The organism is Stenotrophomonas sp. SORGH_AS_0321, assembly GCF_031453215.1.
GTDB classification, from domain to species: domain Bacteria; phylum Pseudomonadota; class Gammaproteobacteria; order Xanthomonadales; family Xanthomonadaceae; genus Stenotrophomonas; species Stenotrophomonas chelatiphaga.
In genome coordinates this window covers 2,257,618-2,282,696 of sequence record NZ_JAVIZG010000001.1, presented here as the reverse complement: position 1 = coordinate 2,282,696, position 25,079 = coordinate 2,257,618, and the positions used below count along the sequence as shown (strand labels likewise).

General features: G+C 61.6%; 27 protein-coding genes, 1 tRNA gene and 1 pseudogene. 19 read left to right on the top strand and 10 right to left on the bottom strand.

All coding sequences use genetic code 11. From position 1 onward, the window contains the following. Positions 1-182: 182 nt before the first annotated feature. On the bottom strand, positions 183-761 hold the full coding sequence (locus QE373_RS10025) for an NAD(P)H-dependent oxidoreductase (protein WP_309685977.1): 579 nt from the start codon (positions 759-761) through the stop codon (positions 183-185). Between the two features lie 109 nt (positions 762-870). Here QE373_RS10025 and QE373_RS10020 point away from each other — a divergent pair, with 109 nt between their 5' ends. Then, complete coding sequence (locus tag QE373_RS10020) at positions 871-1,878, top strand: LysR substrate-binding domain-containing protein (protein ID WP_101099119.1); 1,008 nt, start codon at positions 871-873, stop codon at positions 1,876-1,878. Between the two features lie 150 nt (positions 1,879-2,028). Continuing rightward, positions 2,029-2,118 (top strand) — tRNA-Ser (locus QE373_RS10015). A gap of 554 nt (positions 2,119-2,672) precedes the next feature. Here QE373_RS10015 and QE373_RS10010 read toward each other — a convergent pair. Continuing rightward, positions 2,673-3,689 carry an IS30 family transposase gene (locus QE373_RS10010; RefSeq protein WP_309685976.1) on the bottom strand — a complete coding sequence of 339 codons (1,017 nt, stop codon included), beginning with the start codon at positions 3,687-3,689 and terminating at the stop codon, positions 2,673-2,675. Between the two features lie 841 nt (positions 3,690-4,530). Here QE373_RS10010 and QE373_RS10005 point away from each other — a divergent pair. The 7 genes and pseudogenes from QE373_RS10005 to cho all read left to right on the top strand — a co-directional run bounded on the left by QE373_RS10005 (position 4,531) and on the right by cho (position 11,223). After that, positions 4,531-5,895: a S41 family peptidase gene (locus QE373_RS10005; protein WP_309685973.1), complete on the top strand. Its 1,365-nt coding sequence runs from the start codon at positions 4,531-4,533 to the stop codon at positions 5,893-5,895. Between the two features lies 1 nt (position 5,896). Next, positions 5,897-6,889, top strand: coding sequence for a hypothetical protein (locus QE373_RS10000; protein ID WP_309685971.1), 993 nt, complete (start codon positions 5,897-5,899; stop codon positions 6,887-6,889). A gap of 247 nt (positions 6,890-7,136) precedes the next feature. Beyond that, positions 7,137-7,427, top strand: coding sequence for a hypothetical protein (locus QE373_RS09995; protein ID WP_309685968.1), 291 nt, complete (start codon positions 7,137-7,139; stop codon positions 7,425-7,427). Between the two features lie 583 nt (positions 7,428-8,010). Beyond that, a pseudogene (locus tag QE373_RS09990) lies at positions 8,011-8,247 on the top strand (hypothetical protein); the annotation flags it as partial. 713 nt (positions 8,248-8,960) lie between these two features. Continuing rightward, a complete protein-coding gene (locus tag QE373_RS09985) occupies positions 8,961-9,188 on the top strand; it encodes a hypothetical protein (RefSeq protein ID WP_309685966.1) in 228 nt (75 codons plus the stop codon). A 738-nt stretch (positions 9,189-9,926) separates the two neighbouring features. After that, a complete protein-coding gene (locus QE373_RS09980) occupies positions 9,927-10,244 on the top strand; it encodes a hypothetical protein (RefSeq protein ID WP_309685964.1) in 318 nt (105 codons plus the stop codon). A 118-nt stretch (positions 10,245-10,362) separates the two neighbouring features. Next, positions 10,363-11,223 carry an excinuclease Cho gene (gene cho / locus QE373_RS09975; RefSeq protein WP_309685962.1) on the top strand — a complete coding sequence of 287 codons (861 nt, stop codon included), beginning with the start codon at positions 10,363-10,365 and terminating at the stop codon, positions 11,221-11,223. A 36-nt stretch (positions 11,224-11,259) separates the two neighbouring features. Here cho and QE373_RS09970 read toward each other — a convergent pair whose 3' ends face one another. After that, a complete protein-coding gene (locus tag QE373_RS09970; protein ID WP_309685960.1) occupies positions 11,260-12,225 on the bottom strand; it encodes an AraC family transcriptional regulator in 966 nt (321 codons plus the stop codon). Between the two features lie 191 nt (positions 12,226-12,416). Between QE373_RS09970 and QE373_RS09965 the strand changes: the two genes are divergently transcribed. Further along, positions 12,417-13,574 carry an MFS transporter gene (locus tag QE373_RS09965; RefSeq protein ID WP_309685958.1) on the top strand — a complete coding sequence of 386 codons (1,158 nt, stop codon included), beginning with the start codon at positions 12,417-12,419 and terminating at the stop codon, positions 13,572-13,574. Between the two features lie 22 nt (positions 13,575-13,596). Here QE373_RS09965 and QE373_RS09960 read toward each other — a convergent pair whose 3' ends face one another. Continuing rightward, positions 13,597-13,962, bottom strand: coding sequence for a hypothetical protein (locus tag QE373_RS09960; protein WP_309685956.1), 366 nt, complete (start codon positions 13,960-13,962; stop codon positions 13,597-13,599). Between the two features lie 191 nt (positions 13,963-14,153). On the opposite strand from QE373_RS09960, the gene QE373_RS09955 reads away from it, so the two are divergent. Both QE373_RS09955 and yecR read left to right on the top strand, forming a co-directional pair. Beyond that, a complete protein-coding gene (locus tag QE373_RS09955) occupies positions 14,154-14,489 on the top strand; it encodes a hypothetical protein (protein ID WP_309685954.1) in 336 nt (111 codons plus the stop codon). Positions 14,490-14,702: 213 nt separating this feature from the next. Then, positions 14,703-15,095, top strand: a complete 393-nt coding sequence (gene yecR, locus QE373_RS09950) for a YecR family lipoprotein (protein ID WP_309685952.1) — start codon at positions 14,703-14,705, stop codon at positions 15,093-15,095. A 249-nt stretch (positions 15,096-15,344) separates the two neighbouring features. Here yecR and QE373_RS09945 read toward each other — a convergent pair whose 3' ends face one another. Next, positions 15,345-16,568 (bottom strand): hypothetical protein, encoded by a 1,224-nt coding sequence (locus QE373_RS09945; protein WP_309685951.1) that lies wholly within the window; start codon positions 16,566-16,568, stop codon positions 15,345-15,347. 285 nt (positions 16,569-16,853) lie between these two features. On the opposite strand from QE373_RS09945, the gene QE373_RS09940 reads away from it, so the two are divergent. The 5 genes from QE373_RS09940 (at position 16,854) to QE373_RS09920 (ending at position 19,450) form a co-directional block, all read left to right on the top strand. Beyond that, on the top strand, positions 16,854-17,114 hold the full coding sequence (locus tag QE373_RS09940) for a hypothetical protein (RefSeq protein ID WP_309685949.1): 261 nt from the start codon (positions 16,854-16,856) through the stop codon (positions 17,112-17,114). A 327-nt stretch (positions 17,115-17,441) separates the two neighbouring features. Beyond that, a complete protein-coding gene (locus QE373_RS09935; protein WP_309685948.1) occupies positions 17,442-17,831 on the top strand; it encodes a hypothetical protein in 390 nt (129 codons plus the stop codon). A gap of 82 nt (positions 17,832-17,913) precedes the next feature. After that, positions 17,914-18,390, top strand: a complete 477-nt coding sequence (locus QE373_RS09930; RefSeq protein ID WP_309685946.1) for a hypothetical protein — start codon at positions 17,914-17,916, stop codon at positions 18,388-18,390. Between the two features lie 61 nt (positions 18,391-18,451). Continuing rightward, positions 18,452-18,712, top strand: coding sequence for a hypothetical protein (locus QE373_RS09925; RefSeq protein ID WP_123700648.1), 261 nt, complete (start codon positions 18,452-18,454; stop codon positions 18,710-18,712). 171 nt (positions 18,713-18,883) lie between these two features. After that, the gene (locus tag QE373_RS09920; protein ID WP_309685944.1) at positions 18,884-19,450 is read left to right on the top strand and encodes a hypothetical protein; all 567 of its coding nucleotides are present in this window, start codon (positions 18,884-18,886) and stop codon (positions 19,448-19,450) included. 65 nt (positions 19,451-19,515) lie between these two features. On the opposite strand, the gene QE373_RS09915 is transcribed toward QE373_RS09920, so the two are convergent. Beyond that, positions 19,516-20,013 carry a ferritin-like domain-containing protein gene (locus QE373_RS09915; RefSeq protein ID WP_057506796.1) on the bottom strand — a complete coding sequence of 166 codons (498 nt, stop codon included), beginning with the start codon at positions 20,011-20,013 and terminating at the stop codon, positions 19,516-19,518. 199 nt (positions 20,014-20,212) lie between these two features. Between QE373_RS09915 and QE373_RS09910 the strand changes: the two genes are divergently transcribed. Next, complete coding sequence (locus QE373_RS09910; protein ID WP_309685941.1) at positions 20,213-21,280, top strand: hypothetical protein; 1,068 nt, start codon at positions 20,213-20,215, stop codon at positions 21,278-21,280. 159 nt (positions 21,281-21,439) lie between these two features. Here QE373_RS09910 and QE373_RS09905 read toward each other — a convergent pair whose 3' ends face one another. From QE373_RS09905 to QE373_RS09890, 4 genes are all read right to left on the bottom strand, one after another. Then, the gene (locus QE373_RS09905) at positions 21,440-21,916 is read right to left on the bottom strand and encodes a hypothetical protein (RefSeq protein ID WP_309685939.1); all 477 of its coding nucleotides are present in this window, start codon (positions 21,914-21,916) and stop codon (positions 21,440-21,442) included. Positions 21,917-22,071: 155 nt separating this feature from the next. Then, the gene (locus QE373_RS09900) at positions 22,072-22,488 is read right to left on the bottom strand and encodes a type II toxin-antitoxin system VapC family toxin (RefSeq protein WP_309685938.1); all 417 of its coding nucleotides are present in this window, start codon (positions 22,486-22,488) and stop codon (positions 22,072-22,074) included. Further along, positions 22,485-22,739: a plasmid stabilization protein gene (locus QE373_RS09895; protein ID WP_309685936.1), complete on the bottom strand. Its 255-nt coding sequence runs from the start codon at positions 22,737-22,739 to the stop codon at positions 22,485-22,487. Before QE373_RS09895 ends, QE373_RS09900 begins: the two co-directional genes overlap by 4 nt. 189 nt (positions 22,740-22,928) lie before the next feature. Continuing rightward, the gene (locus QE373_RS09890; protein WP_309685934.1) at positions 22,929-23,315 is read right to left on the bottom strand and encodes a DUF2628 domain-containing protein; all 387 of its coding nucleotides are present in this window, start codon (positions 23,313-23,315) and stop codon (positions 22,929-22,931) included. A gap of 283 nt (positions 23,316-23,598) precedes the next feature. On the opposite strand from QE373_RS09890, the gene QE373_RS09885 reads away from it, so the two are divergent. Continuing rightward, positions 23,599-25,023: a DUF4832 domain-containing protein gene (locus QE373_RS09885; protein WP_309685933.1), complete on the top strand. Its 1,425-nt coding sequence runs from the start codon at positions 23,599-23,601 to the stop codon at positions 25,021-25,023. Positions 25,024-25,079 lie beyond the last annotated feature (56 nt).

The following is a 25,079-nucleotide window of genomic DNA, read 5'->3' as shown; positions in this document are numbered from 1 at the left end:
CCAGCCAATGGCCGGGGTCAGACCCCTTTTCGCAGAAAAGGGCTCTGACCCCATTCGCAGGACAAAAAAAACGGCCCCGCAAAAGCAGGGCCGCCGGTCGGGCTGGAATAGGGGAGGGGATCTTCCAGCCCACGGCTACCGGCCGACGACGAGACCGCCAGCAACCGTCTTGAACGCTTTACTCAGGCCTCGGCAAATTCCGTTTCCGGCAGGCTCGCCAGCGCGGCCGCAATGGCCTCTTCGCGATGCTTCGGCGAATACGCGATGCCTTCGGCACGCACGAACTCCACCTCGGTGATGCCCATGAAGGCGAACACCTGGCGCAGGAAGGGCTCCTGGAAGTCCGCCGGCGAATCGGTATAGATGCCGCCGCGGCTGCTGGCGATGATCACCCGCTTGCCACCGGCCAGGCCCACCGGGCCCGCTTCGGTGTACTTGAAGGTCTTGCCGGCCACGGCCACGCGGTCGATCCAGGCCTTCAGCGTGGACGGAATGCTGAAGTTGTACATCGGCGCACCGATGACCACGACATCCGCCGCCAGGAACTGCGCCATGACGTTTTCAGCATCCGCGACCTCGGCCGCATCCGCGCCGGCCAGCGAGCTGCCGCGCAGGTGGGGGATCGGGTTGGCATCCAGATCACGGTAGGACACGTCGAGGGAGTCGACCGACTCCTTGAAACGGGCGACCACGGCCGCCGACAGCTGGCGGGAGACCGAGTTGTCGCCGAGCGCGCTGGCGTCGATGTGAAGAAGCTTCATGGCAGTCACCTGATGTTTGTGGGGGTGGGCAGCCGTGCTGCCGACGGGACAAACGATAGGTTGTTGCCAATCTGGGATAAAGATGGTTGAATGCCACGTATTGTTCTAGATATGGAACTGCAGCATGCAAGACCTCAACGATCTCTACTACTTCGCCATGGTCGTGGACCACGGCGGTTTTGCCGCAGCCGAACGCGCGCTGGGCATCCCCAAGTCCCGCCTGAGCCGTCGCATCAGCCAGCTGGAGACCGATCTTGGCGTCCGCCTGCTGCAGCGCTCCACGCGCCGTTTCGCAGTCACCGACGTCGGTACCAGCGTACACCGACACGCGCAGACCATGTTGGCCGAAGCCCAGGCTGCCCGCGAGGTGGTAGACCGCCTCAGCGCCGAACCGCGCGGGCTGGTGCGCGCCAGCGTGCCGGTATCGCTGGCGCAGATGCAGTTGCCCAAACTGCTGCCGAAGTTCCTGGAGCAGTACCCCAAGGTGCGGCTGCAGCTGAACATCAGCAACCGCCGCGTGGACATCATCAACGAAGGCTACGACGTCGCCCTGCGCGTGCGTTCGCGGCTGGATGACGACGGCAGCCTGGTAATGCGCAGCTTCGGCCAGGTGCAGGAACTGCTGGTGGCCAGCCCGAAGTACCTGGACCGCGCCGGCCGCCCCAAGGACCCGGACGAACTGACCAACCACGTCACCCTGAGCATCAGCGAAGACGAAGCCCGCCAGCGCTGGGAACTGCACGGCCCGGAAGGCGCGGTGCGCCGCGTGGACCTGCAGCCGCGCGTGGCCGGCTTCGATTTCCCGCTGCTGCAGAGCATGGTCAAGGACGGCTTCGGCATCACCATGCTGCCGGAAACCGTCTGCGCCGATGCCGTACGCAAGGGCGAGCTGGAAGTGGTGCTGCCGGACTGGTCGCTGCCGCAGGGCATCTGCCACGCCGTGTTCGCCTCGCGCCGCGGCCTGCTGCCGGCCGTACGTGTGTTCATCGACTTCCTGGCCGAGCACCTGCCGCCGCAGCTGGAAGCTTCGCGCCTGGATTGCGGTGGCGCCTGCGAACGAGCGAAAGAGAAGATCAAGGCGACAGCCTTGGGCGCGTTGGCCGTGGACGCAGGCTGACCTACACGGCGGCCACCCTGGTAGCGCCGAGCCACGCTCGGCGGAACCCGTTACCGCCCGGTGTGCTGGCAGGCGCAGGACCATGGGCAAACGCCCCCGACGCATGCGAGAATACGCCTCCCCGGAGCGCCTCCGGGACTGCAGCACATCGGAGAGATGGCCGAGCGGTTTAAGGCACCGGTCTTGAAAACCGGCGAAGGGTCAAACCTTCCGTGGGTTCGAATCCCACTCTCTCCGCCATATACACAAGACGCCCCGAAAGGGGCGTTTTGCGTATATGGCGGAGAGAGTGGGGTGGCAGGAGCCGCGCGGGTTCGACGGATTCGCCTGGAGCGAATCCGGACAGCCGAATGGCTGGCCCTCGGCCGCTTGCGGGCGAGGGTGAGGTGCATGGATGCACCTCACAATCTCACTCGGGCTTTCCGTAGATTGAGACGCCCCGGAAGGAGCGTTTTGCGTATCTGGCGGAGAGAGGAGGGTGCCGAATCGACGCGGGTTCGACGGATTCGCCTGGAGCGAATCCGGACAGCCGAATGGCTGGCCTTCGGCCGGTTGCGGACGAGCGTGAGGTGCATGGATGCACCCAACAATCCCACTCGGGCTATTCGAAGGCCAAGTTGCTCCGAAAGGGGCGTTTTGCGTAGATGGCGGAGAGTCCTAATGCCGATGCAGCGCGGGTTCGACGGATTCTCCTGAAGCGAATCCGGACAGCCAAATGGCTGACCCTGCAGCGCGCAGGGCGGAAGGATTGGGTGCATGGCGGCACCCAACAATCCCACTCGGGCTGGGCGGTCTCAAGAAGCAAGCGCAACACGTGATCTGAATTCGGCGATCTCTTTGTCCATCACTTCGGCGGGCGTTTTCCAGCCAAGCGTCTGACGCGGGCGTGTGTTCATGAGCATCGCAACGTGATTGAGGTACTCCTGGCTCGCGCTCGACAGATCAATGCCCTTGGGCAGGAACTGCCGAAGCAATCCATTGGTGTTCTCGTTGCTGCCGCGCTGCCACGGCGCGTGTGGGTCAGCAAACCACACGTCGATATCCAGGCGATCCATCAGCTCTGGATAACACGTCAGCTCCGTGCCTCGGTCGTAGGTCAAACTGGTGCGCATGGATTCAGGCAGCTTTTTCAGTTGCCGACTGAAACCCTCCAGTGCCGCTTCAGCTGTGCAGCCATCCATCTTGCAGAGGATCACAAAGCGTGTCTTACGTTCGACCAGCGTCCCTACGCAGGAGCGGTTGAAAGCACCCTTGATCAAGTCGCCTTCCCAGTGGCCCGGAACCAGTCGCTTCTGCACTTCTTCCGGGCGATGCACGATACGCAGCTGCTCAGGAACCCATGTCCGCTTGGCTGCCGTCGTGCGGCGTAGACCTCGCGTCGGCTTGCTCTGCCGAAGCGCTTCCACCAGCTCTTTCTTCAGCCCTCCGCGCGGATGGGCATAGATGCTGGCGTAGATAGTCTCGTGGCTGACGCGCTGGCTGGAATCGTCCGGGTGCATGTCACGAAGCTTGGCAGCAATCTGCTGGGGCGACCAGCGATACAGCACCAAGTGATCACGAACGAACTGAGACAACTCGCTGCCCTCGGTCAGCCGCCGGTGCCGAACAGAGCGTAATCGGCGGGCACAATAGTCTTTGCCAGCCTCGCTGGCGCTGTACGCCCCAGCGATCTGGCGCGCCACCTCCCGGCTCAGGGTCGAAGGGCTGCGCCCCAAGCGCCTGGCGATGGATCGCATGCTCTTGCCATCCTGGATCTCGATCTGGACAACGGCGCGCTCTTCGGCGCTCAAATGGTTGTAATGCCTGGACATGCTGACACCCTACTGGTTAGTGGGTGTTGCACTTGGAAATTGAGTCTAAGCTGTCTGGAGAGTGAGAAGCCCCGAAACGGGCACATTTGCGTATCTGGAGCAGAGGGTGTGGCAGAAGGAACGCTGTTTCGACGCACTCACGTAGAGCGAATCCGGGAAGCCGATGAGTGACCCTGGGGTGCGTGGTGCGTGAGAGTTTGGTGCATGGATGCACCCGCCGAGTCCACTCGCGCTATCCGAAGTTTGAGTCGCCCCGCAAACGGCCTTCTGCGTACTGGGCGGAGAGGGTAAATGCAACAGTGAGTCAGGCTCTACTTGCAGGATAGCCGCGAGCGAAAATTGAAAGCGTTTCATGGATGTGTCTGGCCTAATGGCTTTGGCGTCTAGGTCGCTATGTTCTAGCTGATTCAGCTTGGTCTTGCGCTGGCATCCGTTTAAATGCGAAGTCCCGATTAATAGAGGGCACGTTCGCGAGTGAGCCAAAATACAGCAGATCGTGAAAAGATCTGGGTAGAGGCCAAAAAAAATTTAATGGTGCCTCAGCATGCTGCGTGATCAATAAATTAATTTATAAGCAGTGATTGGTATGAAAAACCATGCGACGCATGACGCGTAGTTGCGGCTACCTGATGTGCCGTTGTAGCGATCGCATATCTGGAATAGTTCCCACTACTCACTGCGAGGAAATCAGTAATTGGACATTAAGTACCTGTTGGCCTTAAATACGCCAGCGGTGCAATCGCTTGCCCAGTCGCACTCACCGCCGGCAAGAAGCTGCGCTCTGGGATTTGTTGCGTCGGTCGTATGAGAGAAGCCTCCACTCAACAAAGGAGGGGTCTTCATGAGCCGTGTCCCGCTGGCGTTCGTATTTGTGATTTGCTGCATTGTTGCAGGCTGCAATCTTGCCGGGTTTCCGCCCTTGGGGTGGAGCACCAGAGAGGAAGGGGCGCAGGACTGTCGCTTCGACCATCTGGGCAATCCTCTTGTTGGAGAGAGCGCCACGGTTCTCGTCGACGCCAAGAGCGGTTCAACGTGCCGAGCGGTGTATGCACTGAACAGTCAAGACTACGCTTCCAAGACGCTCAGTCTCTCTGCGCGGCACCTGATCTCAGAGGGAGCCTCGTCCGTCCAGTTGCGCGCTTTTGACGGGAAGAAAACTGTCGGGCGTGCAACGAGACGATTCGAGAGCGGAGCGCTCAGCTCAGAAGTTCTGATCCAGATGGAGCTGCCCAAGTCTTATGACCTTGTCGTAGTCTCTTTTGTTGCCGAAAATGAAGCCCGACTAGGGGTGAAGGGGCTGAGGGTGGAATCGGCTGAATCCAATAGCGCTGGGGACGCACAGGCTCAGGCGATCTATGCCGAGGCGGTGGGCCTCATCAAGGCCCATGCTCTGGCTTACGATGCGCTAGACCCAGATCTGATTGAGGCGGGGCGGCCTGCCTCGGATGCCACGCTTTGGCAGGCGCGCTCGGCCATCAAAACCCTTCTGCGGGAGTTGGGGGACGGCCATAGCTTTCTGAACTCGCCAGATGGCGTGCAGGAGGCGGAAAGGATATCCAAAGCCGAAATGCAGCACTCAAGTTGGCGCATGCTTCGTCCAGGGATCGCGGTCATCCACGTGCCGATGTTCCGTGGAACGGACGATGAGTTTAAACGCGTCTTTGCGAACAGCATCCGTGAAGCTCTCAGGAGCGGACTTGAGGCGGGAGCTAAGGCATGGATTGTTGACCTCAGCGGGAACAGGGGCGGAAACATGTGGCCGATGCTGGACGGCCTATCGCCTCTGCTGGGTGCGGAGGGGGTGGGTATCTTCCGCTATAGAGACGGTTCTTCCAGTCCCTGGACTCTCAAGGGCCACGAAGGAATTATCGACGTGCCGGACCTCAGAAGTGCGCCTGTCGCAGTGGTGACGTCTGGTCGGACAGCTAGCTCTGGGGAGGCCGTTGCAGTGGCTTTTCGTGGGCGGCCTCTCACACGCTCTTTCGGGGCTCCGACGTCTGGCTACTCTACGTCCAACACAACATACAAGCTTGCAGATGGATCCAGACTCTATCTCACCACGGCTGTATTTGAGGATCGGAACGGCAATCGCTATGGAGGCAAGCTGGTCCCGGACCAGGTCATTCAGGGCGTAGATGCCGAGGCGTCATTCGGTGCAGCTGGTGACTGGTTGGATGCGTGTTTGCGGGGGGAGTGTCATGAGTAGCATGGTCGAGTGGTTCTCGGCAGGTCAGACAGCAAGGGAGATAACTGAGGCGTCGTTCGCGTCACATGACTTGTCAGTGTCGACGTCGATTGCTAAGGCCGGCAATCGAGTCCGAGCAAAGCTTGCAGAGCTTCTAGAATGTGATGCCGACGACGTCTATGTAGTTGGTTCGACAAAGTTTGGTGTGAGTCTGCTTCATGGGCATGGCTTTGTCTCAGGAGAAGCTGATCTTGATCTCGCTGTGGTGTCGTCACCCATTTTCGGCAGGATTAAGCGTGAAGCCGAGCGGGTGAGTGGAGGCTTCTTGCACGACCATGCCTTTAACGGGCAACGAACGCCTGGGAAGCGTACGGCGAGCGCCGTAAGGGCTACCCTCATCCGCGACATCCAGCATTCGGTTATTCATGCTGAATGTCTACCGGAGCTGCCGATCCGTCGAGAACTATTGGGCTTCTGTGCCGACGCTAAAGCTACTGAGCATGCATATTTTTCGCGTGTCAGTGTGGCATTCTACCGATCTGCTGATGCTTTTTTGGCGTCTCAATCTCAAAGAGTGGTCGCTTTTACTAAGGCCCGATCTCTTTCCCGGGCGCCTAACGGAGCGGCGGCGGCTGGTTATTCTGATGCATTGACTTGGGACGAATTTCTGGGTCATCCGTTCTGTTCTGACGGGCGCCTGGTAGGCCTGCTTCAACGCCTGGGCGATCTCTGTTCTCTGAGTTATAGCTATGTTATGCCAACGTCTGTGGACATTGGGAACGGCTGTGGATTTGATGTTCTCGCCTTCCACAATGGAGTTCTCGACGGAGTGCAACCCAGTCATTTTTTTCAGCTCACTGGAGAATTCGCCGAAAAGGGAATCTCGGTACGAATGGTTCCGGTTGGGCTGATCCCGCACATGGCCGCTACAGTCACGGCCAATGCGATGCTCACTGCGATGAGAGAGCTCGGAGAGAGTATGGTTTCACGTCGCCTTATGGTTCTCGCGCCTTAGCGGGTGTAAGCGTGCCAGTAAAGGGTAGCTTGGTAGCGAGGCTGCGGATTGCCTTGACTACGGCGTGTTGAAGAAGCAGATGGAGACCGACGATTTTCGTCTGTATGTCCCACGTTTGGCGACAATCAGCGAATCACTTTCCACAAGATCGTCGGCCCGTCGCTCAGGCTCTATATTGCAGCTACTCCCAACGTGTGGGACGCACCAGCCTGCGTGACGGTCATCAGCTTCGAGATGGATCGCAGCGATGCTTGACTTCCCGCGTTTCATACGGCGGGTAGATGGCGTCACCGGCGCAGTGGTCAAGGATGGGGCGCACAATGTTTTTTCAGTCTATGCCCCACACGGGATGGACAAGGGCCCCCTGTTTCACGCCCATATCTCTGGCCGCCAAGCGTCCCAGGAACCGGCGCAGCAAGGCTTGCAGCAAGCCGCGGCGCTCCAGCAATCTCAGTCCAGCCAACAGGCGCTTGAGCAGGCGCAACAGCAAACCCAGCAGCAGGAGCAGGCCCCGAAGATCTTAATGGCTAGGCCATGACGAAGCGTTCGGTCTGGAACTCAGTTCCGAGACCGATACTCCCTGATCATCTCGGTAGTGACATCTTCCGGATAGCAAACAGGCGAGTACCCGCCGCCACGACTGTACGAGCTTCGTTTCCCACACCGACTACCATTGGCGGCGGTGTTGAAGGGGCAGGGGCAGTTGCCGGGCGTGGATGCTATGGACTGCTGTATCAAGGCTTCCCTGATCTGAGCGTCTGTGGGCGGCGCCCCCGACGGCTTGGCCATTGCCGCGGGAGCGACGGCGAGCGCAGCGATCAGCAGTTGGGTCCTAAGGTTCATTGGTTGGGTCCTTCCAAGCGCACCTGATTTTTGCCGAGGAAATCATGCAAAAGCTGTGCCATTTGACGTTGTCGGTAGGCAGCCGAGCATCAGTTGCGAATCAATTCGGGCGCACTTCCGCAGAACGCCGCTCCTGAATCGTTGAAATGCCACATGCCCGACGCGGGGGAGGGCAATGGTCCTCGACAAAGCCAAGTCCCAGCTTTCAAATACCGCGCCTTCCCGGCACTCGTGGCAAGCTCAAGGCCGCACGCTCATCTCCCCAACAGGCGCCCCAAATGGAAACCTTGATGACCCCGGACGGCCGTTACCTCATCGTCCGAGGCCGACTATGGCGAGCCAGCAATCCTCACCTGGATGAGCAACGCAGAGACGAGCTTGTCCACGCGCTGATGGATGCACGCCGGGCCGTCAAAGCGGCCAAGGCCTCAACAGATGAAGAGGCCTTGGCCGCTGCACGGCAGGCAGTAAACACCGCCAAGGTCGCCCTGGGCGAACGAGGCCCGGTATGGTGGGCCGCCACCGGGACTGCAGCACATCGGAGAGAGTGGGTGCCGAATCGACGCGGGTTCGACGGATTCGCCTGGAGCGCATCCGGACAGCCGAATGGCTGGCCCTGGAGCGCGCAGCGCGGAAGGGTTGGGTGCATGGATGCACCCAACAATCCCACTCGACAAGTCCGAAGATCAAGACGCCCCGAAAGGGGCGTTTTGCGTATCTGGCGGAGAGAGTGGGGTGGCAGAGGCCGCGTGGGCTCGACGGTTTCGCCCGCAGAGACGACGGACAGCGGGCTGGCTGGCTGGCGAGGCAGTGGAGCGAAGGGCAGGGGCGCATGGACGAGCGTCCATATCCTGCGGGAGGATTACCACCGCACGTATCGGCGTTCCGAAATTGGGTCTATCCCCAATCACTGTGGGCTCTAAGCCGGCCCGCCCGGCTTCCCAGCGTCCAAGTCCCTACCATGTACGCGTGAGTGCGCTGCCAACTTGCGCGAGAAAAACGAGCGAAGGGTGAAAGTGGTTTTTGGCTGAATCTGGCCCAATCACCTAGGTATCTATATTTGCGACGTTCTAAATGATCTCTTCAATCTCGCACCCAGCGAACTAGCATCCGTCCAACCGCGGAGTCCTAATTGATAGAACAACTCTTAGAGAGCGAGCCAGAGCGCGGCAACCCGGGTCAAATATTGGACCCCAAGCGAAATCTTGGCACGTATTCGACTAGCGCAATGGATGAGGACATCGTCCGTGCCATGACCAAATACATGCCGTATAACAAGATCAACAGGAATGAGTATGCATTCCTGATTGAAGTCGAACGCCGTTGCATCGATTTTATCGCCTCGCTCCTGCATGCTCCTGCGGGCGACGGCGCCTTCGGCGCCATTTATGAGTCCACCAGTGAGCAGGCATGGGAAATCGGCTGCAATGAAAAATTACATGGGCGATGTGTTTAGTGGTTCGATGTTGGATGACCAAGAATTCTACTGTCCTATTAAGATCAGGCGTCTATTTGGGAGTATCGGGGAGTTGGAGGGTCACGAGTTTTTGCAGGTCGATCGGATTCCAACGTTCGTTCTTTCAGTGTGCGTAATGAATAAGGTGTTCGCGCTCCGTGGCGGTGCGGCCTAAATGGGCAATTGCACTGTGTGCGGAATTGTGTCCGGGTCGCTGAGCAGCTACATAATCTACGAGGACGAGGATATAGTATGCTTTCTGGATATTAACCCTATAAGCGCAGGGCATGCGCTTATATGCCCAAAGGCTCATATCGCAGGCTTCATTGATATGTCTGACGCCCTTGTGTCAAAGATTTTCTGTTTTGGGAGGCGCTTGGCCTCAGCATTTGAGAAGGTGCAAGCTATCGATGGAGTTTCTATTCTTCAGAACAATGGGAGCTTCAACGAGCTTGGCCATTTTCATCTTCATGTTTTTCCTCGGCAGCGAGGCGATGGCTTCTCATGGAATAGGAGCGATGCGTTTCCTGGGACCGCTGGCGGGTTTGTTGACATGCAACGATCGCTTGTTAACGCTTTGAGGTAAGTCTAGACAGATCTGTGCGAAATCCGAGATCAGTACGGGCGTACGGAAGGGAGCGCGCATGGAGTGCAGGGGATCGCGGGCGTACGTGAGGGATCCCCGCACTCGTGGCAAGCTCAAATCCGCACGCTCATCTCCCCAACAGGCGCCCCCAAATGGAAACCTTGATGACCCCGGACGGCCGTTACCTCATCGTCCGAGGGCGACTATGGCGAGCCACCAATCCACACCTGGATGAGCAACGGAAAGACGAGCTTGTCCACGCGCTGATGGATGCACGCCGGGCCGTCAAAGCAGCCAAGGCCTCATCAGATGAGAAGGCCCTGGCCGCTGCACGGCAGGCAGTAAACACCGCCAAGATCGGCCTGGGCGAACGAGGCCCAGTGTGGTGGACCGACGGTTCCCCCGACCTCAACCGGCGCATGGTCAGCAACACACCTTACGCTGACTGGTTCAACAGCCTCAGCGCATGACCGACAACAAGGCGGCAGGCTTCGCGCCGACGCGTCCGCTGCCACCACGCAGACACGCCATTTCCCCGCACACGCCGATACAGCTGGCAGTTTGAATGCCGCTGGTAACCTTGAGCTCATGCCTTCATCTGCCGCTCAAGCACGTCGATCAAGCCACGCATCTGAGTACCAGTATCCCGAGCACCTGCGGGAGGTAGCCGCGGCGTTACCCCGCCTGCCAGGGGTGTATACGTTTCACGGCGTCGAAGGCGGCTTGCCTCTCTATATCGGCAAGAGCATCAATGTTCGTACCCGTGTGATGGATCACCTGCGCACGCGCGAAGAAGCCTCGCTGCTGCGGCAAAGCCGGAGCATCAGCTGCGTGCGAACGGCGGGCGACCTGGGCGCCCGGCTGCTGGAGGCGCAGTTGGTCAAGCGCCAGATGCCGCTCTACAACCGGCTGCTGCGCAAACTCCCTCGGCAGTTCAGCCTGCGGCTGTATCGTGGCGAGGTTTCGGTGGTCAACTCGGCCGACTACGAGCTCGCCAGCGCTCCGATGCTCTACGGCCTGTATTCCAGCGAACGATCCGCGTTGGAATCGCTGAGGCGCGTCGCCGATGATCAGGCGTTGTGCTATTCACTGCTTGGTCTGGAGCGTCTGCCCAAAGGGCGTCCGTGTTTCCGGTCCATGCTGCGCCAATGTCTCGGCGCCTGCTGCGGAAAGGAGACCCCCGCCGAGCATGAGCTGCGCCTGCGTGCTGCGCTCGCGCATCTGGAGGTTACTGCGTGGCCTTACGGCGGCCGCATCGCCATTGAGGAGGCCGGCGAGGACATGACCCAGTTTCATGTGGTCGACAACTGGGCCTACCACGGCAGCGCGCCGACGCTGGCCAAAGCGCGGCGTATCAAAGCGGATTCCGAGCACTTCGACCGCGATTCGTACAAGATTCTCCGCTATGCGCTGGACCGTGGCACGGCGGTTGTCCATCTGCTTTCCTGAAGCTTTCCACCCGCGCCCCAACGCCGGTGGCCCATCCTACAAGGCCGCCAACCCACGCCCTCGCCGCGTCGCGCCAGGCGAATGCCCCCTCACGCGCTTGTAGGCGCGACTGAAAGCCGCCTGCGACGCGTAACCCAGACGCTCTGCCACCACTTCGATGGGCAGGCTTTGCTGGGTCAACCATTGACTAGCCAATTGCATGCGCAGCTCAGTTACGTAACGCAGCGGCGCGGTGCCAATGACGGCCTGGAAACGGTCTGCAAACACAGAGCGTGAGATGTTCGATTCTGCAGCCAGCGCTTCGACGGTCCAGTCGCGCCCGGGGTCTTGGTGCAGGGCCAGCAACGCCAGCGATAGCCGCGGGTCGCGCATGGCCATGACCAATCCGGATGCGCCTTCGCACCCACGCTCCACCCAGTCACGCACGATCATCGCGGCTACTGCGTCCGCCAGGCGGGCGAGTATTCCAGCAAAGCCAATACGTCCGGAGCAGACCTCGCGCTTCATCGCATCGATCATCGGCAACAGCCCGGGAAACTGAGCGGCGTTGCCATCGGCCAGCATCATGCTTGGCATCAATTTGCCCAGCCCTTGCATGCCGCCGAGATCGAACGCCATGCATCCGTGGAAGAGCACGGCGCTTGGCACGGCATGCGTGCTCGGGCACGTGTCGATCCCGCTTACCGCGTCACCCAGCGGCGCGGCGTCCAGCGTCTCCAGATACTGGACGGACTGGTCCTCTCCCGACAACAGCGAGTGGCCTTCTCCGCGGGGAACAAGCACGACATCGCCGGCCGACAAAAGGTGCTGGCTGCCGTCCGCACTACGAAGCAACGCGTTGCCCACCGCCACGTAGTGGAAGTAGGCGTGCCCCGGCTTCGGGGCAAATCCCAGCCCGAAGGTCGGCCCGGTCTGGATGCGCCGGTAATGGACACCCTGTATCCGCATGCCGGTCAGCAGCTGGCTGATCAGATCGGTGGAGTGGGGCGCAGCGTCGTTCATCGGGGCAGTCAGGGGTTTCGATCAAAAAGTCAGGTCGGACGATCATAGATCATCCTGATCTCGCTCCCTAGACTCTCGTCTGCACGATTGCACTGGGATATTTGATGAGTAATGACGTAGTTGATGCCGCAGGCGCGCCTGACGCTGTGGCTTGGAATACCGAGGCGCCGTCTTCATCGGCATGGGTGGCCGTGTTTTCGCTGGCCATGGGGGTCTTTGGGCTGCTCACGGCCGAGTATCTGCCTGCTAGCCTGCTGACGCCGATGGCGGCGGATCTGGGCGTGTCCGAGGCGCTGGCAGGTCAGGCGGTGACGGTCACTGCCGTGGTGGCCCTGTTCGCTGGCCTGCTGGTACCCCGGCTGACCCGCTCCATCGACAGGCGCGTGGTGCTGTTGAGTTTCACGTTGCTGATGATCCTCTCCAACGCCTTGGTGGCACTGTCTTCCAGCATGGGCGTCCTGCTGGTGATGCGCGTCCTTCTGGGCGTCGCGCTGGGCGGTTTCTGGAGCATGGCAGCGGCTGTGGCCATGCGGTTGGTGCCGCCACAGCGTGTGCCGCGCGCGCTCTCGATCATCTTCAGCGGGATTGCGGTCGGCACGGTGGTATCCGTTCCTTTGGGCAGCTACCTGGGGGGACTGTGGGGCTGGCGCAGCGCGTTCTGGGCGGCGACGGCGGTAGGTGGGCTCACCTTTGCATTCCAGTGGTTCACGCTGCCCCGGATGGCCCCGCGCAGGTCGGCAGTTCCAGAGTCGGTGGTGGGGCTTCTGCGCCGGCCCGGCATCGCGGTCGGCATGCTCGGCTGCGTTCTGGCGCACACCGGTCAGTACGCGCTGTTTACCTATATCCGCCCCACGTTGGAAAGCCTGGGGCAGATGAGCGCCGATGGCCTGGCGCTGATTCTGCTCGGGTTCGGTGTGGCGAACTTTGTCGGCACGCTCTTGGCCGGCTGGCTCATGGAGCGCAGTCTGAAAGTCACGCTGGTGGTCATGCCGGCCCTGGTTGGCGTAGCGGCGCTGGGCATGCTTCTGCTGCCGGTGGGCGTGGGCGGGTTGTCGATCCTTGTCGCGCTCTGGGGGCTGGCCTTCGGTGGCGTGCCCGTCGCCTGGTCGAGCTGGGTCGCGCGTGCGGTGCCCGACCAGGCCGAGAGTGCCGGCGGGATGGTCGTCGCCGCGGTGCAGTCTTCCATCGCGGCGGGTGCGGCGCTGGGCGGCCTGGTGTTCGGGCTGGGGGGCATCGTTGCCGTGCTCAGCGTTGCTGCGACGGTGATGCTCCTCGCCAGCCTGCTCATCGCGTTGCGGGTCAGGGTGGGTTCGCGGCCGCTCTCAGCAGGTCCGACGTTCCACATCTAGCCGACAGCCGGCGATAGCGGCGCTAGACACTGGCCGATTGAAGGCGGCGACGCAGCGCACCTGCCGCCGCCGCGATCGCCATTGCAGGCACCGCGAGCACCAGGGCGTAGACCAGTCCGGCCAGCGATAACGGGCCAACGCCCGACATCACCGCCACCACCGGCACCTGCAGCAGCATGAGCAACAGTCCCGACAGCCATGCGTGACGGGGAAAACAGGCACCCAGGACCGCCGCAATGACCAGTGCGATGGGATAGACGACCGTCCAGAACGCGGGTGCGTCCCAGGGCTCGCCGCCCGGCGTCCGCCAGGCCACCAGCACCCAGAACACCACGCCGACTTTCAGCGTCACCGCACTTGCTGCAAGCAAATTACCCGTCATCCGCATCGTTGGTCTCCGCACGAACGCGCAGCATGCCACTGGCGCCGTGGACGGGGTATGACCAGCACGGGCAGCAGGATTCTGGGAGAAGCAGCGCCGCCAGCACATATCGATGCACCGATTTCTGTCTCCATCCCTGAGACCAGCCCAACCTATCCTCCAGCCCCATGGACGCCCCCCACCAAACCCTCACCCCCATGCCAGACGACTTCCACTGGAAGCCGCGCTGCCACCTCGACACGCTCCCCACCGGCCTTTTCCTCCACGGCGAGATCGTCGCCAGCATGCACCAGCGCATCGACGGCGCGTGGCTGGCCCGGCTGCACCGGGACGATGGCCTGGATAGCCCGCTGGTCATGCGCCGCTGCACCTCCTTCGATGCCGGCCGCAAGGGCTGCGAACTATGGGCCCTGCGCCACGAGCGCGCCCTGCGCCGCAAGGTGGCGATAAAGCTGCAGTGGATCCAGGACAACGTAGTGCTGCGCGGCAGGGGCAGGCCGTTGGACCTTCAGGACCTGGCTTCTTCTCATTGATATTTGCCGCGAGCGGGTGAGGCCGATCTCTCGCATAGTTGAAGCCGGGACGAGGAGTCGTCAGTTGCCAAGCGTTCGACGTTCTGGACGAGGCAGCTCCCTGTCGGGGCGACGAGCGGCATGGCGAAGAAATGTGACTGGTGTCACAATATCGCCGCCATCTAAGATGGCCGGTTAGCCGAGAACGGTGCCGTAATACAACAGGGGACATGGATGAAGAAGTTGCTTGCCGCTGCTGCGGTCGTATTGATGCTTTCTGGGTGCTCGAGCACTAAAGACTGGGCTGCCACGGGCGGAAGCCGCGCCGATGGCGTCGTACGCCTTTCTTTCGTACACGGAGCTTTCGAGAAGCCTGTGTTGAACGAATCGCAGGCCGTCGCGCTCGCGTCGAAGCGTTGCGCTACGTGGGGTTACAGCGGAGCCGAGGCATTCGGTGGCACTACCTCACAATGCAACATGCCTGGCGGACTCGGTGGCTGTAATCAATTTATCGTGACAAAGGAATATCAGTGCCTTGGTCAGGGTAACGGTCAGCAGGCTGGAGTGTATGTTGAATCCGTACCTGCTGAAGAAAAGCAGATCGATAACCGCAACAGGTGGTTCTGAATAGATTCTTCAGCTCTATTGCCAAGCCTGCCTTCGGCCACGAAGGCAGGCTTGGCTGAACATCTTTTTTTGCGATAATTTTTAGTGCTTCGAACCATGGCAGTCATTCGGCCGGTTAGGTGCTGGACGAAGGTTGTCTGCGAAACATCAGGATTGAATTGTTTTGTGTCTGACTGAAATCGAGCTGATAGGCCGGCGAACCGCAGTTCTCTATCTTTTCGCGCAGTTGTAGTTGTATTGGCAGCCTGCCTAGCCTGACGTGAGCCCGAGCTCTGATATTTTTCCCCACGGCATTATGGTTATGCCGTCGCATTCGCCTTTCAGAACGCCTTTTGAATTGGCCTTGGAAACAATGCCATGGCCGTTGTTCCCTCTGACGACGGCAGCACCACTGTCGCCCGGAGCGCAAGCGAGCGCCGCGCCTTCCACGCGTATCCACGTGCTCGCGCAGGGCAGTGCTTGCCCGGGACCGCACGCTATCCCAGGGTTCCACTTGATACTGACCACCTTCCCGCAGCTCCATTCCGTTCGGACGCCCCTGAAGCAGAGTTCCTGCCCCACCTCTGCACCCGTCCACATATACATGATGGACCGTGTGTTGTAGTCCGAGGTTGAAGTCCCATACACGGACCTGAGTGTCGGGTACGCACCGGTTGTATGCCATTGAACGTCATGGCTAGCATCGTCAATGGCGTCGACAAAAGTAAGTGGTGTGGAAAACTTGCTTGGGTAACCGTAGTTGCCATAGATCAGAGCGTCGGGGCAGTGTGCAGCCGTGGTAATTCCTTTCCTTCCAGTTGCTGTGTGCTTTACAGGAAATCCAGTCGTGCAGAAGGAATTGTTATTCTGAAGCACCGCGCCGCCATTGATGTAATTCACCATATTGAGCGATTTGGACATGTTGGGCCTGAGGGATATCGCAAGGCCCAGCACATGCTCGAGCTTCCTCACAGTAAGCGTGAGTTCTTCTGCTTTCTCCTCGTTCCCCTCGATGTGAATGACCAAGCGATCTTTGCCCGGCTCACCGATGAAGCCGGTAATTCCAGGGATGGTTCTGTAAAGCAGATCCCTGTGCTTATCAACAATTTCGTAGAACTCGTCCTCGGTGTGTTTGTGGCCTGTCACTATGACCACGCGAGTGTTTCCGCTGGCTGTTCTCAGGATTCTGTCGTTTACGGGCTCAGAGCCTTTTAGTTCGACCAGAACGTGTTGATCTGGCACCTGCTGGATGGATAAGCCTGTCAATCTGCCTGCGAACTCCTTACGCAGGTCTTCCATGGACTGCAGAATTTCGGTCTGAACCGCGAGCCGTGTAATTGCGTCGTCGATGGTCACTCCAGGATGCTCAGTGACATAACTCTTCACCAGCGCTTGCATTTCCCCACCCAGATCGGAGTCCGGGTCGGGCACCTGTGCGGCTGCGTTTGCGGACAGGTAAAGTAAGATTGAACAGCCGAGAAAGCTCCATTTCATGAGGTTCTCCGTGTACTTTTGGGTTGGTCTCAGGGCGCCTTCGGCGTCCCGAGATGGCAGGCTAGCAGTCATGCGAAATACATTTAGTGACGGAGCTCACGGCGTATCGATCCGACCTTCCGGCTGATGTATCAGATAGCACTTGGTGCGTGCTGTGCGACGAGAGGGGAAGTGTCAGCTCTCGCACCCGGAGGCCGCGTCATATCCGAGTCTGAATCTGACGCGCAGCGCGCATAGCGTCGGTGGATAATGCCAACGGACAACCGCCGCCATGGAAGGCAAGCAATGAAAACCATCTGGTACGTCTCAGCCACGATTTCACTGCTCTGCGCGGCACTCGCCATCTGGCTGTCAGCCACCGCAGGCGCCGGCCCGAAAATGCTCGCGGCTGCGCACCTTTTCATCCTTGGCGCCTGCGCCGCCCTGGTCTGCGTCATCACCGCCGTCGCCCTTCAAAGTCGTCGCGTGATCCCCAGCGCCGTGGTCCTGCTCGCCTACGCGGCAACCTTCGTGCTCTTCTTTGTGAGCATCGGCAACGTCCGGTAACACCGCTGCCGCCGAGCCAAATCCGCAACTTTCCTCATGTACACGCCCGCCACACCAGCACACGATGACCGTGCTGACCCGTAGGGCCAGCCGGGATTGGCATCCCGAACGTCGTTAGAAAGGCATCTCCGTTGTCGCCCTTGGGCACGGCGGAGCATGCGCCCTCGTGCCATCCTTTTGGCGGACGGTGCGGGGGATCGCATGATCCGCCGGTTAACTGCCTTTTACGACGCCGGTATGCCAACCCGCACCGTCCGCCACCCCGCGTCCCGGCGCCGGTGGCCATGCCATGCGAGGTCACCCTTGTCCGCAGAATTCAGAGCCCGCGTGCGCCTGTACGCTCTCATTGGCGAATCTGTCCACACGCTCCCCCCGCGCTTCGTCCAGAAGCTGGAAGGCATCCTGCAGGCCCACGAGAGTTCGCGGCACGCCTATCGCCCCGTGGTGGCCGTACCGCCGCCGCGCCGGCGCCCGGCCGGCGACGGCTCCAACCCGGATCCCCGCGCTGCCGCCGACGCTTGGCGCTGCGACCTCAGGCTGGTGGACCGCCAGTTGCGCGCCCTTGCCGAGGTGCTGGAAATCGTCCACATCGCGCACCGCGACATTCACACCTCGGTGGAGGAGGGGATATCCAGCGAGAGCCTGATCGACGCCTTGCTGGGCGATGGTCGCGACAGGGTCAGGGCGGCGCGCGATGCCTTGCGTGGCGTGCTTTGAGTCGCGCCGGGTAACGCTACAATTCCCCACAGCCGGCAGCACGCGGGCACGCCCGATCTACACCCCCATGAGCAGGATGCACATGCGCAGATCCGCCTATACCTTCACCGAAACCCCGCACGTCATCGTCGGCCTCGGCACCGCCCTCGTGGCGACCCTTCTGGCAATCACTGTCGCCAGGGGCTTTGTGCTCTGGTTCGGCGCTGCGTTCGCGGTGTTCTCCGCACTTGCCGCGCTCCGCTCGCTGGGCGCAACGATCATCGTCACCGGCGATTCGCTGACCCGTCGTTCGCCATTCGGCGAGACCCGCATACTGTGGCGCGATCTGGATGGCGTGGAGATCGGTCCCGGCTGCAGGACCCTGCTGTTTCGTGCCGGCGCCAAGCAGGTGTGGATGCGCCGTCCCGCTGACTCGGTGACGGCGTGGTTCAAGGCATTCCACGAGCAGGATGCTGACGAGGACGCACTCGAGCAGTTGTTGTACATGGCGGACGTGCAGCGCGTTTCGGCAGAGCAGGGCTGGTTGACGCCGCTACGTGCTTCGCGAGGTCACCAGTGAGCCGTGGCGGGGTACACCATCATCTGCTGACTGATAGCGCGGGAAGCGCGAAGGGCCTTCCATGAAGCTCTTCTGGGACATTGCGGCGAGAGCGTCACTTCTGTCCGCTGTCTTCATGGCGTGGGTGCTCGCCGGTGCGCCGCCAGTGGGCGGGGTGCATTCGGAGGGACACGTGCTTTGGTTCGGAGCAGGCGCAACCGTGATCTGCCTGGTGACCGCCTTTGGCTTGGACCGTCGTCGACTGGCCGCGAGCGGAATGTTGATGGTGCTCTACGCTGGGGTTTTTGCAGCGCAGTGGCTGCAGGCGATGGCTATAAGTTGATCGATCTGCAGTCGTCCGCCGGTATCTTGGACAGCATAGGATGGGCAGGCTAACAACCACGCTGATGATCTTCCGTGACGCGGCTCACGATGGCACGCTTCGCTGGCAGATGACGGTCTGTCCGGGCGAGTGCGAGTGCATAATCCTCGCAAAGGGCCCGGAGGATCTGGAATGACGAAGTCCACGCTTTACGCTGCCGCCGCACTGGGCATGCTTGTGTGCGCGCCATTTCAACTGCGCGCCGCATCCCCGGCTCTGCCTGTCCCTACTGCTTCAAGCAAAGCCTCGCGCGCCGACGAAGCCGCCCTCTGGAACAAGATCCAACAGTTCGCTTCCGCCGCGGTCGAAGGCGCAGGCCGCTTGAGGCGCACAGCGGGCATCGAAGATGGCGAGAAGTCCGAAGGTGGTGGCCCGGACATCGTCATAAGCCCAAGCCTCACCGCAACCAACGTCACGATGGATCTGGATAAGACGGGACAGCATGAGATGCTCTCATTCGAGCTTCGCGGCGGGTGCATTTCCACGCGCGGCCTGTTGGCGCACTACCCGGAGGTGCTGGTTCTCGGGGTCCCCAAACACCCGGATGCGGCCTCACTGCTCGGCACGATCCTGGGCGATGCGGTGGCTATCTACACGATTACCTCGGCAACAGGCCCGGCACCGGGCCCATGCATCACCCGGGTCTCCGTGCTGACCGTCGAAAGCGCAAAAGCACGGATGCTGCTGCGCCTGAAGTAGTCAGGCTCGAGTAGTCAGGGGAGTGGCCCGGCCAATGAAAGGCCATCCCCTGACCGCCATCGGCCTTACGCCGGCTCGACCGCCTTCGCTTTCTGTCCGGCCTTCGCCAGCAAGGTCAGTTTCTCGTCGGTGGCCTTTTCTTCGGCCAGCGTCTCCAGCAGCAAGGGCAGGGCATCCTTGTAGCCCAGCTCCTTGGCCAGCGCCGCGATCGTGCCGTACGAGGCAATCTCGTAATGCTCGACCTTCTGCGCTCCGCCAATCAGCGCGGCATCGCGCACCGGCCCCTTTTCCACTGATTCAATGACTTCCTTGCCTTCTTCCACCAGGCCTTCCATCGCCGCGCACTTGATGCGCTTCAGGCGGATGCCCAGCACCTCCACGACCTTGTCGATCCGTTCGATCTGGCCTTGGGTTTCCTCAAGGTGGGTGTCGAACGCGGCCGCCAGATCGGGATTGGTCGATGCGCGCGACAACCGCGGCAGCGCCTTGCTCATCTGCTTTTCCGCACTGTAGATGTCGGAAAGTTCGTGGATGAAAAGATCTTCGAGGGTTTTGATCGGCATGTCGGCGACTCCACTGAGGAGAGGCGAAGGTAGGCCTGCAGGTGTTCAAGCGAAGGGGCGGGTGGGTGAGGGGCGTGAGAGGGTCGGCGTGGCGGGGTGGATCAATTGCGCGTGATTTCCCCATTTCCCCGTGTTCACAGCAAAGCGCGCAGCCTCACCTCGCTTGCTGCGCCCGCAGCTATTCAGATGGAGCATCACCATGAGTACACCCAGTGGATTCCCGGACCGCCGCCCACTCGGCACCGAGTACGACACCGTCGTCACCTCTACCCCCGTCATCACCCCCACGCCGGAAAGCGCGGTGTCCTGGGGCGCGATCATCGCCGGCGCCGTGGCCGCCGCTGCGCTTTCTCTGGTGCTGCTGATCCTGGGCGTCGGCCTGGGCCTGTCTTCGGTGTCGCCGTGGTCGTTCGACGGCGTATCCAAGGAAACCTTCGGCTGGACCAGCGTCGCCTGGCTGACCTTCACTGCGCTGGCCGCTTCCGGCCTGGGCGGTTACCTGGCCGGTCGTCTGCGTACCAAGTGGACCAACCTGCACGGTGATGAGACCTACTTCCGCGATACCGCGCACGGTTTCGTGTCGTGGGCGGTTGCCACCCTGCTGACCGCTGGCCTGCTCACCTCCGCCATCGGCGGCGTGCTGGGTGCCGGCGCGAAAGTGGCCGGTGCCACCGCTGGCGCCGCTGCGACCACCGCTGCCGCGGCAGGTGCGGGCGCTGGTGCGGCCGCGATGGGCCCGCAGGAAGGCGACATGAATTATTGGGTCGACTCCCTGTTCCGTAACGCCTCCACCAACCCGCCGCCGGCACCGCCGGCCCCGCCGATGGGTGCCGATGCTGGCGCGCCGCCGGCTGCACCGATGGGTCCGGCTGCCGGCCCGCGTGATGCTGCCATGCCCCCGCCGCCGCGTCCGATGCCGGGCAACGAGCGCGGTGGGGATCGCCGTGAAGTGCGTGCCGAGGTAAATCGCATCGTGGTGTCCAGCCTGCAGAGCGAGGGCCTGGATCCGGCCGACAAGCAGTACCTGGCCCAGCTGATCGCCCGCGAAACCGGTATGACCCAGGCCGAGGCAGAGGCCCGCGTGACCGACGTGCAGACCCGCATGCGGGCCGCGCTGGAAGATGCCAAGAACACCGCCAAGACTGCCGCCGATGATGCCCGCAAGGCAACTGCCTACGCCGCGCTGTGGCTGTTCATCACGCTGCTGATCGGCGCGTTCTTCGCCAGCCTGAGTGCCACCTGGGGTGGCCGTCGCCGCGACCTGTAACTTTCGTATCCACCAAGGAGAACCGACATGAAAACCCTACTGCTCTGGTTCCTGGGCGTTCCGATTCCGCTCCTGATCCTGTACGCGATCTTCTTCTAAGCATCGCCAGCAAGTAAAAACGCCAGGCCGCAGTGATGCGGCCTGGCGTTCTTTTTTGGGTCAGTCCTGCAGGCCCCACTTGCCGGCGTCGGCGTGCTTTTCTTTATAGATGGCACCGGCGAAGTCGACGTGCAGTTCGGTCCAGTCGCCGCCATCGCGGTGGGCCAGCAATTCGAAGTGCTTGGGCTTGCGCTCGGGCGTGCCCTCGGCCGTCCAGCCGGCCTTCTTCACCGCAGCCAGCACCGCGCGTGGATCGGCGGGCACGTCCGGGTGGTGGTGCTTGGGGCCGTGGTGCGGCTTCTTGTGTTCCACCTCGACAAACCGGCCGCCCTTCTTGGCGATGCGGCTGACTTTGATCTCCGACGGCCGTTGCTCGCCTTCCACGCGGATGGCGAGACCTACAGTGAGCGGGAACGCGTCAGCGCCCTTCGGACCGAGATCGGCAAGGTAGGCGGCATCGTCGGCGATGAAGGTGAAACGGTGGGCAAAGACGTGTTCGATGACGCCGGTGAGGGCGACCTTTTCATGGTGCGGCATGCATTTCTCCTGAGAGCGCCCAACCGCGGGCGCATCTCCGTTATGGAGTTGGCGAGCGGGCGTTGCAATGCATGCCTAGCAGTACTCGCCAGGCGTAGATAGCAGCCAGTCAGCCACGGCCAGCCAGTCGGCTCTACAGGGCCAGGGGCGATGCCTCAGCAGGTCCACGGGTCGATGATGTCGATCCCGGCTGCCTGGAACGGCCCGGCATCGCGGGTGGCGACGGTGAAGCCATTCGCTACTGCAATCGCGGCAATGTAGCCATCCGGCGTTGGGAACCCCTTGCCGCCCATCCGCGCAGTCACTGCGAGATCGGCGTAGCAGCGCGCGGCCTCCAGATTGAAGGGCAATACCCGGTCGTGGAACAGCTCGATCAGGCCATCGACCGCGCTCAGCAGCGTCTGCTTTCTGCGCCCGGCCGGCAACGCGCCGACGCCGTACAGCAACTCCGCGATCGTCACGCTGGAGAGATAGAGCGTCTCCGCCGCCTGCCTGTCCATCCAGTCGAGTACAGCGGGGGAGGGCGTAGGCCTCATCGCTTCTGAAACGACATTGGTGGCAAGGACGATCATTCAAACCCCATCGGCTTGGCCGGCGTTTTATCGCGCGTGGCCGTCAGCGCATCGATATCGGCGTCGGTGAGGCCGTGATCGGCGCTCAGCGCCGCCAGGGCCGACCCCAGCCGCACCCGGCTGGCCGGTCGCACGGCGGATTCCAGAATGTCGCGGATCTCGGCCTCGGTGCTGCGACCATGCTGTGCCGCGCGCACTTTGAGCGCCCTGTGGGCTTCCTCGGAAAGGTTTCGAATGGTCACAGCGGGCATGTGGGGGGCATCCATTAGCGCGTGACGTCGATGATATCACTATGCCCGGTGTGATATCAGTCAAGCGCGGGTATCGCTTCCCGGCAGCGCCGCGCCACGCTCAGCCGGCGCAGGCGCGGCCGCAGCCAGACGGGCTGCGGCCTGACCCCGAGCACCGCCGAGCACGGGCCGGCGCTACCGTTTTCCCGCTTAGAACAGGCCTTCGAACGGGTTCCAGCTGACCTTGCCCTGCACGCGTTCGGCGTAATAGCTGTAGTTGGTGCTCATGGCCACGGAAAGGCCAAGCGCTGCCGCCAGTGCCCGTATCAGCAGGTCCGGCACGAAGAAGGAGACGACGATGAGCGCCACGTACAGGCCAAACACCACCAGGCCCTTGCGCCACATGCCCAGGATGAAAAGGTAGATCCAGCTGAAGAACAGGGCGAACAGGTTGATGTTCACTTTGAACTTGCCGGCGAAGGGCAGTTCCTTGAGTGCCTGACGGTATTCCTTGGTCATCGGTGCGCCATGCTGTGCGAAGAAGTCGAAACGGTACTGCCACTTCGGGCTCAGCGGGACGGTGTTCGGTGTTTCCATTGTTGATCAAAGCTCCATGTAATCGTTTACATGATAGCTAGATCAATTCGTATTCACCATGGGAACGCCGCCGAGCACGGCGCGGCGCTACCGACGTGTGCTGCACCGAGCGAAACTGTGATCCGGTCGATAAATTTCGGTATGTTTCGATATTGATACATAACGAAACATGACATAAGGTCGTCGGCGACACCCCTGAGGCAGGTCCAATGCCTCCCTGTCGCGTCTTCCCTCGTGCAACCGAAGAGGTACGTCCATGTCGTCGTCACGTCCGTTTTCCGGAATGCTGGCTGTCGCAGTCCTCGCCAGCGCCCTGTCCGCCGCCTGTGCCCATGCCGGCACCCTGACCCCGGCGGTATCCACCCAGGAGTTCGACAACCCGCATCGCGGTTTCATGTTGTGGGGCAGTTCGTATGCCGTGGATGGCGGGGTGGACAATTTCCACGGTGCGCACATCTATCACGTGTACCTGCCGTGGCGGATCATCGAAACCGCCGACCAGGTCTTCGACTGGAACGCGGTGGAAACCTTGTACCTGCAGCCGATCCTCAACGACGATCCGCTGGCCACCTTCGTGCTGCGCCCCGTGGCCGATTATCCGGAAAGTGCCGCCAGCCAGATCGACGCGCATTACACCGGCGGCGAGAACGAACGCGACTATCCGAAGTTCCTCGAACAGGCGCCGCTCAACATTCCGTATGCGGTGCGCGCCAAGTGCGATTCGGATGGTCCGATCCGCAGCCTGGACTACAACAACCCGGCGGCGCGCCAGCAGATGCAGCAGTTCGTGCAGGCGCTGGCTGCGCGCTTCGATGGCGATCCGCGCATCACGGCCATCCAGGTGGGCCTGCTCGGCTTCTGGGGCGAATGGCATACCAGTGGCTGCGAAGACCTGCAGCCCAATGCGCAGACCCGTTCGCTGATCCGCGATGCCTACACCGCCGCCTTCCTGAAGACGCCGCTGCAGACACGCTATGCGCGGGCATCGGACGTGGGATCGGCGCTGTTTGGTTTCCACGAGGATTACTTCCCCTCGTTCACCGGCAAGTGCAATGCGTTCAATCCGCAGATGCCCAGCTGCAGCGACGATGGCTGGTGGAACTTGGAATACGGGCTGGCCAACGAGGTGCCGGCGGCGCGGCAGAACTGGATGGTCAACCCGGTCAGCGGCGAGAGCCCGAACAGCAACCAGAAGAGCACCTGGACCAACCGCACCGCCGATGTACGCAAGCTGCTGCGCGATTACCACTTCAGCTTCCTCGGCCCGGCCGGTGCGCATGAAACCAGCGGCAATGCTGCCAAGCTGAAGACCCTGAAGAGTGACCTGGGTTACCGGCTCGGCATCAGCACGGTGACCTGGCCCAACACCCAGGTGCGTGGCCAGCAGGCGGCACTGCAGCTGGATATCAAGAATCACGGCTCGGCCCCGCTGTACAACGCCTACCACGTGGAACTGCACTGGGTGGCGGCCGATGGCAGCACCAAGGCGCGCACCTCGATTCCCGCGGTGACCCTGAGCGAGATCATGCCGGGCACGGTGCAGAGCCGCAGTACCACCTTCACCGTGCCCGCCACCTTGGCGGCGGGTAGTTACTCGCTGCGGCTGGCGCTGGCCGACGACGCCCCGGGCCGCCGCAACATCGCCCCGCAGAACGACGGGCAGGATGCGCAGCGTCGGCTGCCGCTGGGGCAGGTACAGGTGAACTGAGGTATCGCGGTTCGCTGATACGTGGCGATGCGGCACAGGGTTGCATCGCCACGTCG

Bases quoted from the DNA above. Each gene is read 5' to 3' on its own strand.
- QE373_RS09900 (WP_309685938.1), bottom strand. From the start codon at position 22,488: ATGATCGTCCTTGCCACCAATGTCGTTTCAGAAGCGATGAGGCCTACG.
- QE373_RS09890 (WP_309685934.1), bottom strand. From the start codon at position 23,315: ATGGAAACACCGAACACCGTCCCGCTGAGCCCGAAGTGGCAGTACCGT.
- QE373_RS09985 (WP_309685966.1), top strand. From the start codon at position 8,961: ATGGATGAGGACATCGTCCGTGCCATGACCAAATACATGCCGTATAAC.
- yecR (WP_309685952.1), top strand. From the start codon at position 14,703: ATGAAGAAGTTGCTTGCCGCTGCTGCGGTCGTATTGATGCTTTCTGGG.
- QE373_RS09940 (WP_309685949.1), top strand. From the start codon at position 16,854: ATGAAAACCATCTGGTACGTCTCAGCCACGATTTCACTGCTCTGCGCG.
- QE373_RS09920 (WP_309685944.1), top strand. From the start codon at position 18,884: ATGACGAAGTCCACGCTTTACGCTGCCGCCGCACTGGGCATGCTTGTG.
- QE373_RS10000 (WP_309685971.1), top strand. From the start codon at position 5,897: ATGGTCGAGTGGTTCTCGGCAGGTCAGACAGCAAGGGAGATAACTGAG.
- QE373_RS09995 (WP_309685968.1), top strand. From the start codon at position 7,137: ATGCTTGACTTCCCGCGTTTCATACGGCGGGTAGATGGCGTCACCGGC.
- QE373_RS09885 (WP_309685933.1), top strand. From the start codon at position 23,599: ATGCTGGCTGTCGCAGTCCTCGCCAGCGCCCTGTCCGCCGCCTGTGCC.
- cho (WP_309685962.1), top strand. From the start codon at position 10,363: ATGCCTTCATCTGCCGCTCAAGCACGTCGATCAAGCCACGCATCTGAG.
- QE373_RS09955 (WP_309685954.1), top strand. From the start codon at position 14,154: ATGCCAGACGACTTCCACTGGAAGCCGCGCTGCCACCTCGACACGCTC.
- QE373_RS10010 (WP_309685976.1), bottom strand. From the start codon at position 3,689: ATGTCCAGGCATTACAACCATTTGAGCGCCGAAGAGCGCGCCGTTGTC.
- QE373_RS09980 (WP_309685964.1), top strand. From the start codon at position 9,927: ATGGAAACCTTGATGACCCCGGACGGCCGTTACCTCATCGTCCGAGGG.
- QE373_RS10005 (WP_309685973.1), top strand. From the start codon at position 4,531: ATGAGCCGTGTCCCGCTGGCGTTCGTATTTGTGATTTGCTGCATTGTT.
- QE373_RS09930 (WP_309685946.1), top strand. From the start codon at position 17,914: ATGCGCAGATCCGCCTATACCTTCACCGAAACCCCGCACGTCATCGTC.
- QE373_RS09895 (WP_309685936.1), bottom strand. From the start codon at position 22,739: ATGCCCGCTGTGACCATTCGAAACCTTTCCGAGGAAGCCCACAGGGCG.
- QE373_RS09970 (WP_309685960.1), bottom strand. From the start codon at position 12,225: ATGAACGACGCTGCGCCCCACTCCACCGATCTGATCAGCCAGCTGCTG.
- QE373_RS09910 (WP_309685941.1), top strand. From the start codon at position 20,213: ATGAGTACACCCAGTGGATTCCCGGACCGCCGCCCACTCGGCACCGAG.
- QE373_RS09925 (WP_123700648.1), top strand. From the start codon at position 18,452: ATGAAGCTCTTCTGGGACATTGCGGCGAGAGCGTCACTTCTGTCCGCT.
- QE373_RS10025 (WP_309685977.1), bottom strand. From the start codon at position 761: ATGAAGCTTCTTCACATCGACGCCAGCGCGCTCGGCGACAACTCGGTC.
- QE373_RS09905 (WP_309685939.1), bottom strand. From the start codon at position 21,916: ATGCCGCACCATGAAAAGGTCGCCCTCACCGGCGTCATCGAACACGTC.
- QE373_RS09945 (WP_309685951.1), bottom strand. From the start codon at position 16,568: ATGAAATGGAGCTTTCTCGGCTGTTCAATCTTACTTTACCTGTCCGCA.
- QE373_RS09915 (WP_057506796.1), bottom strand. From the start codon at position 20,013: ATGCCGATCAAAACCCTCGAAGATCTTTTCATCCACGAACTTTCCGAC.
- QE373_RS09960 (WP_309685956.1), bottom strand. From the start codon at position 13,962: ATGCGGATGACGGGTAATTTGCTTGCAGCAAGTGCGGTGACGCTGAAA.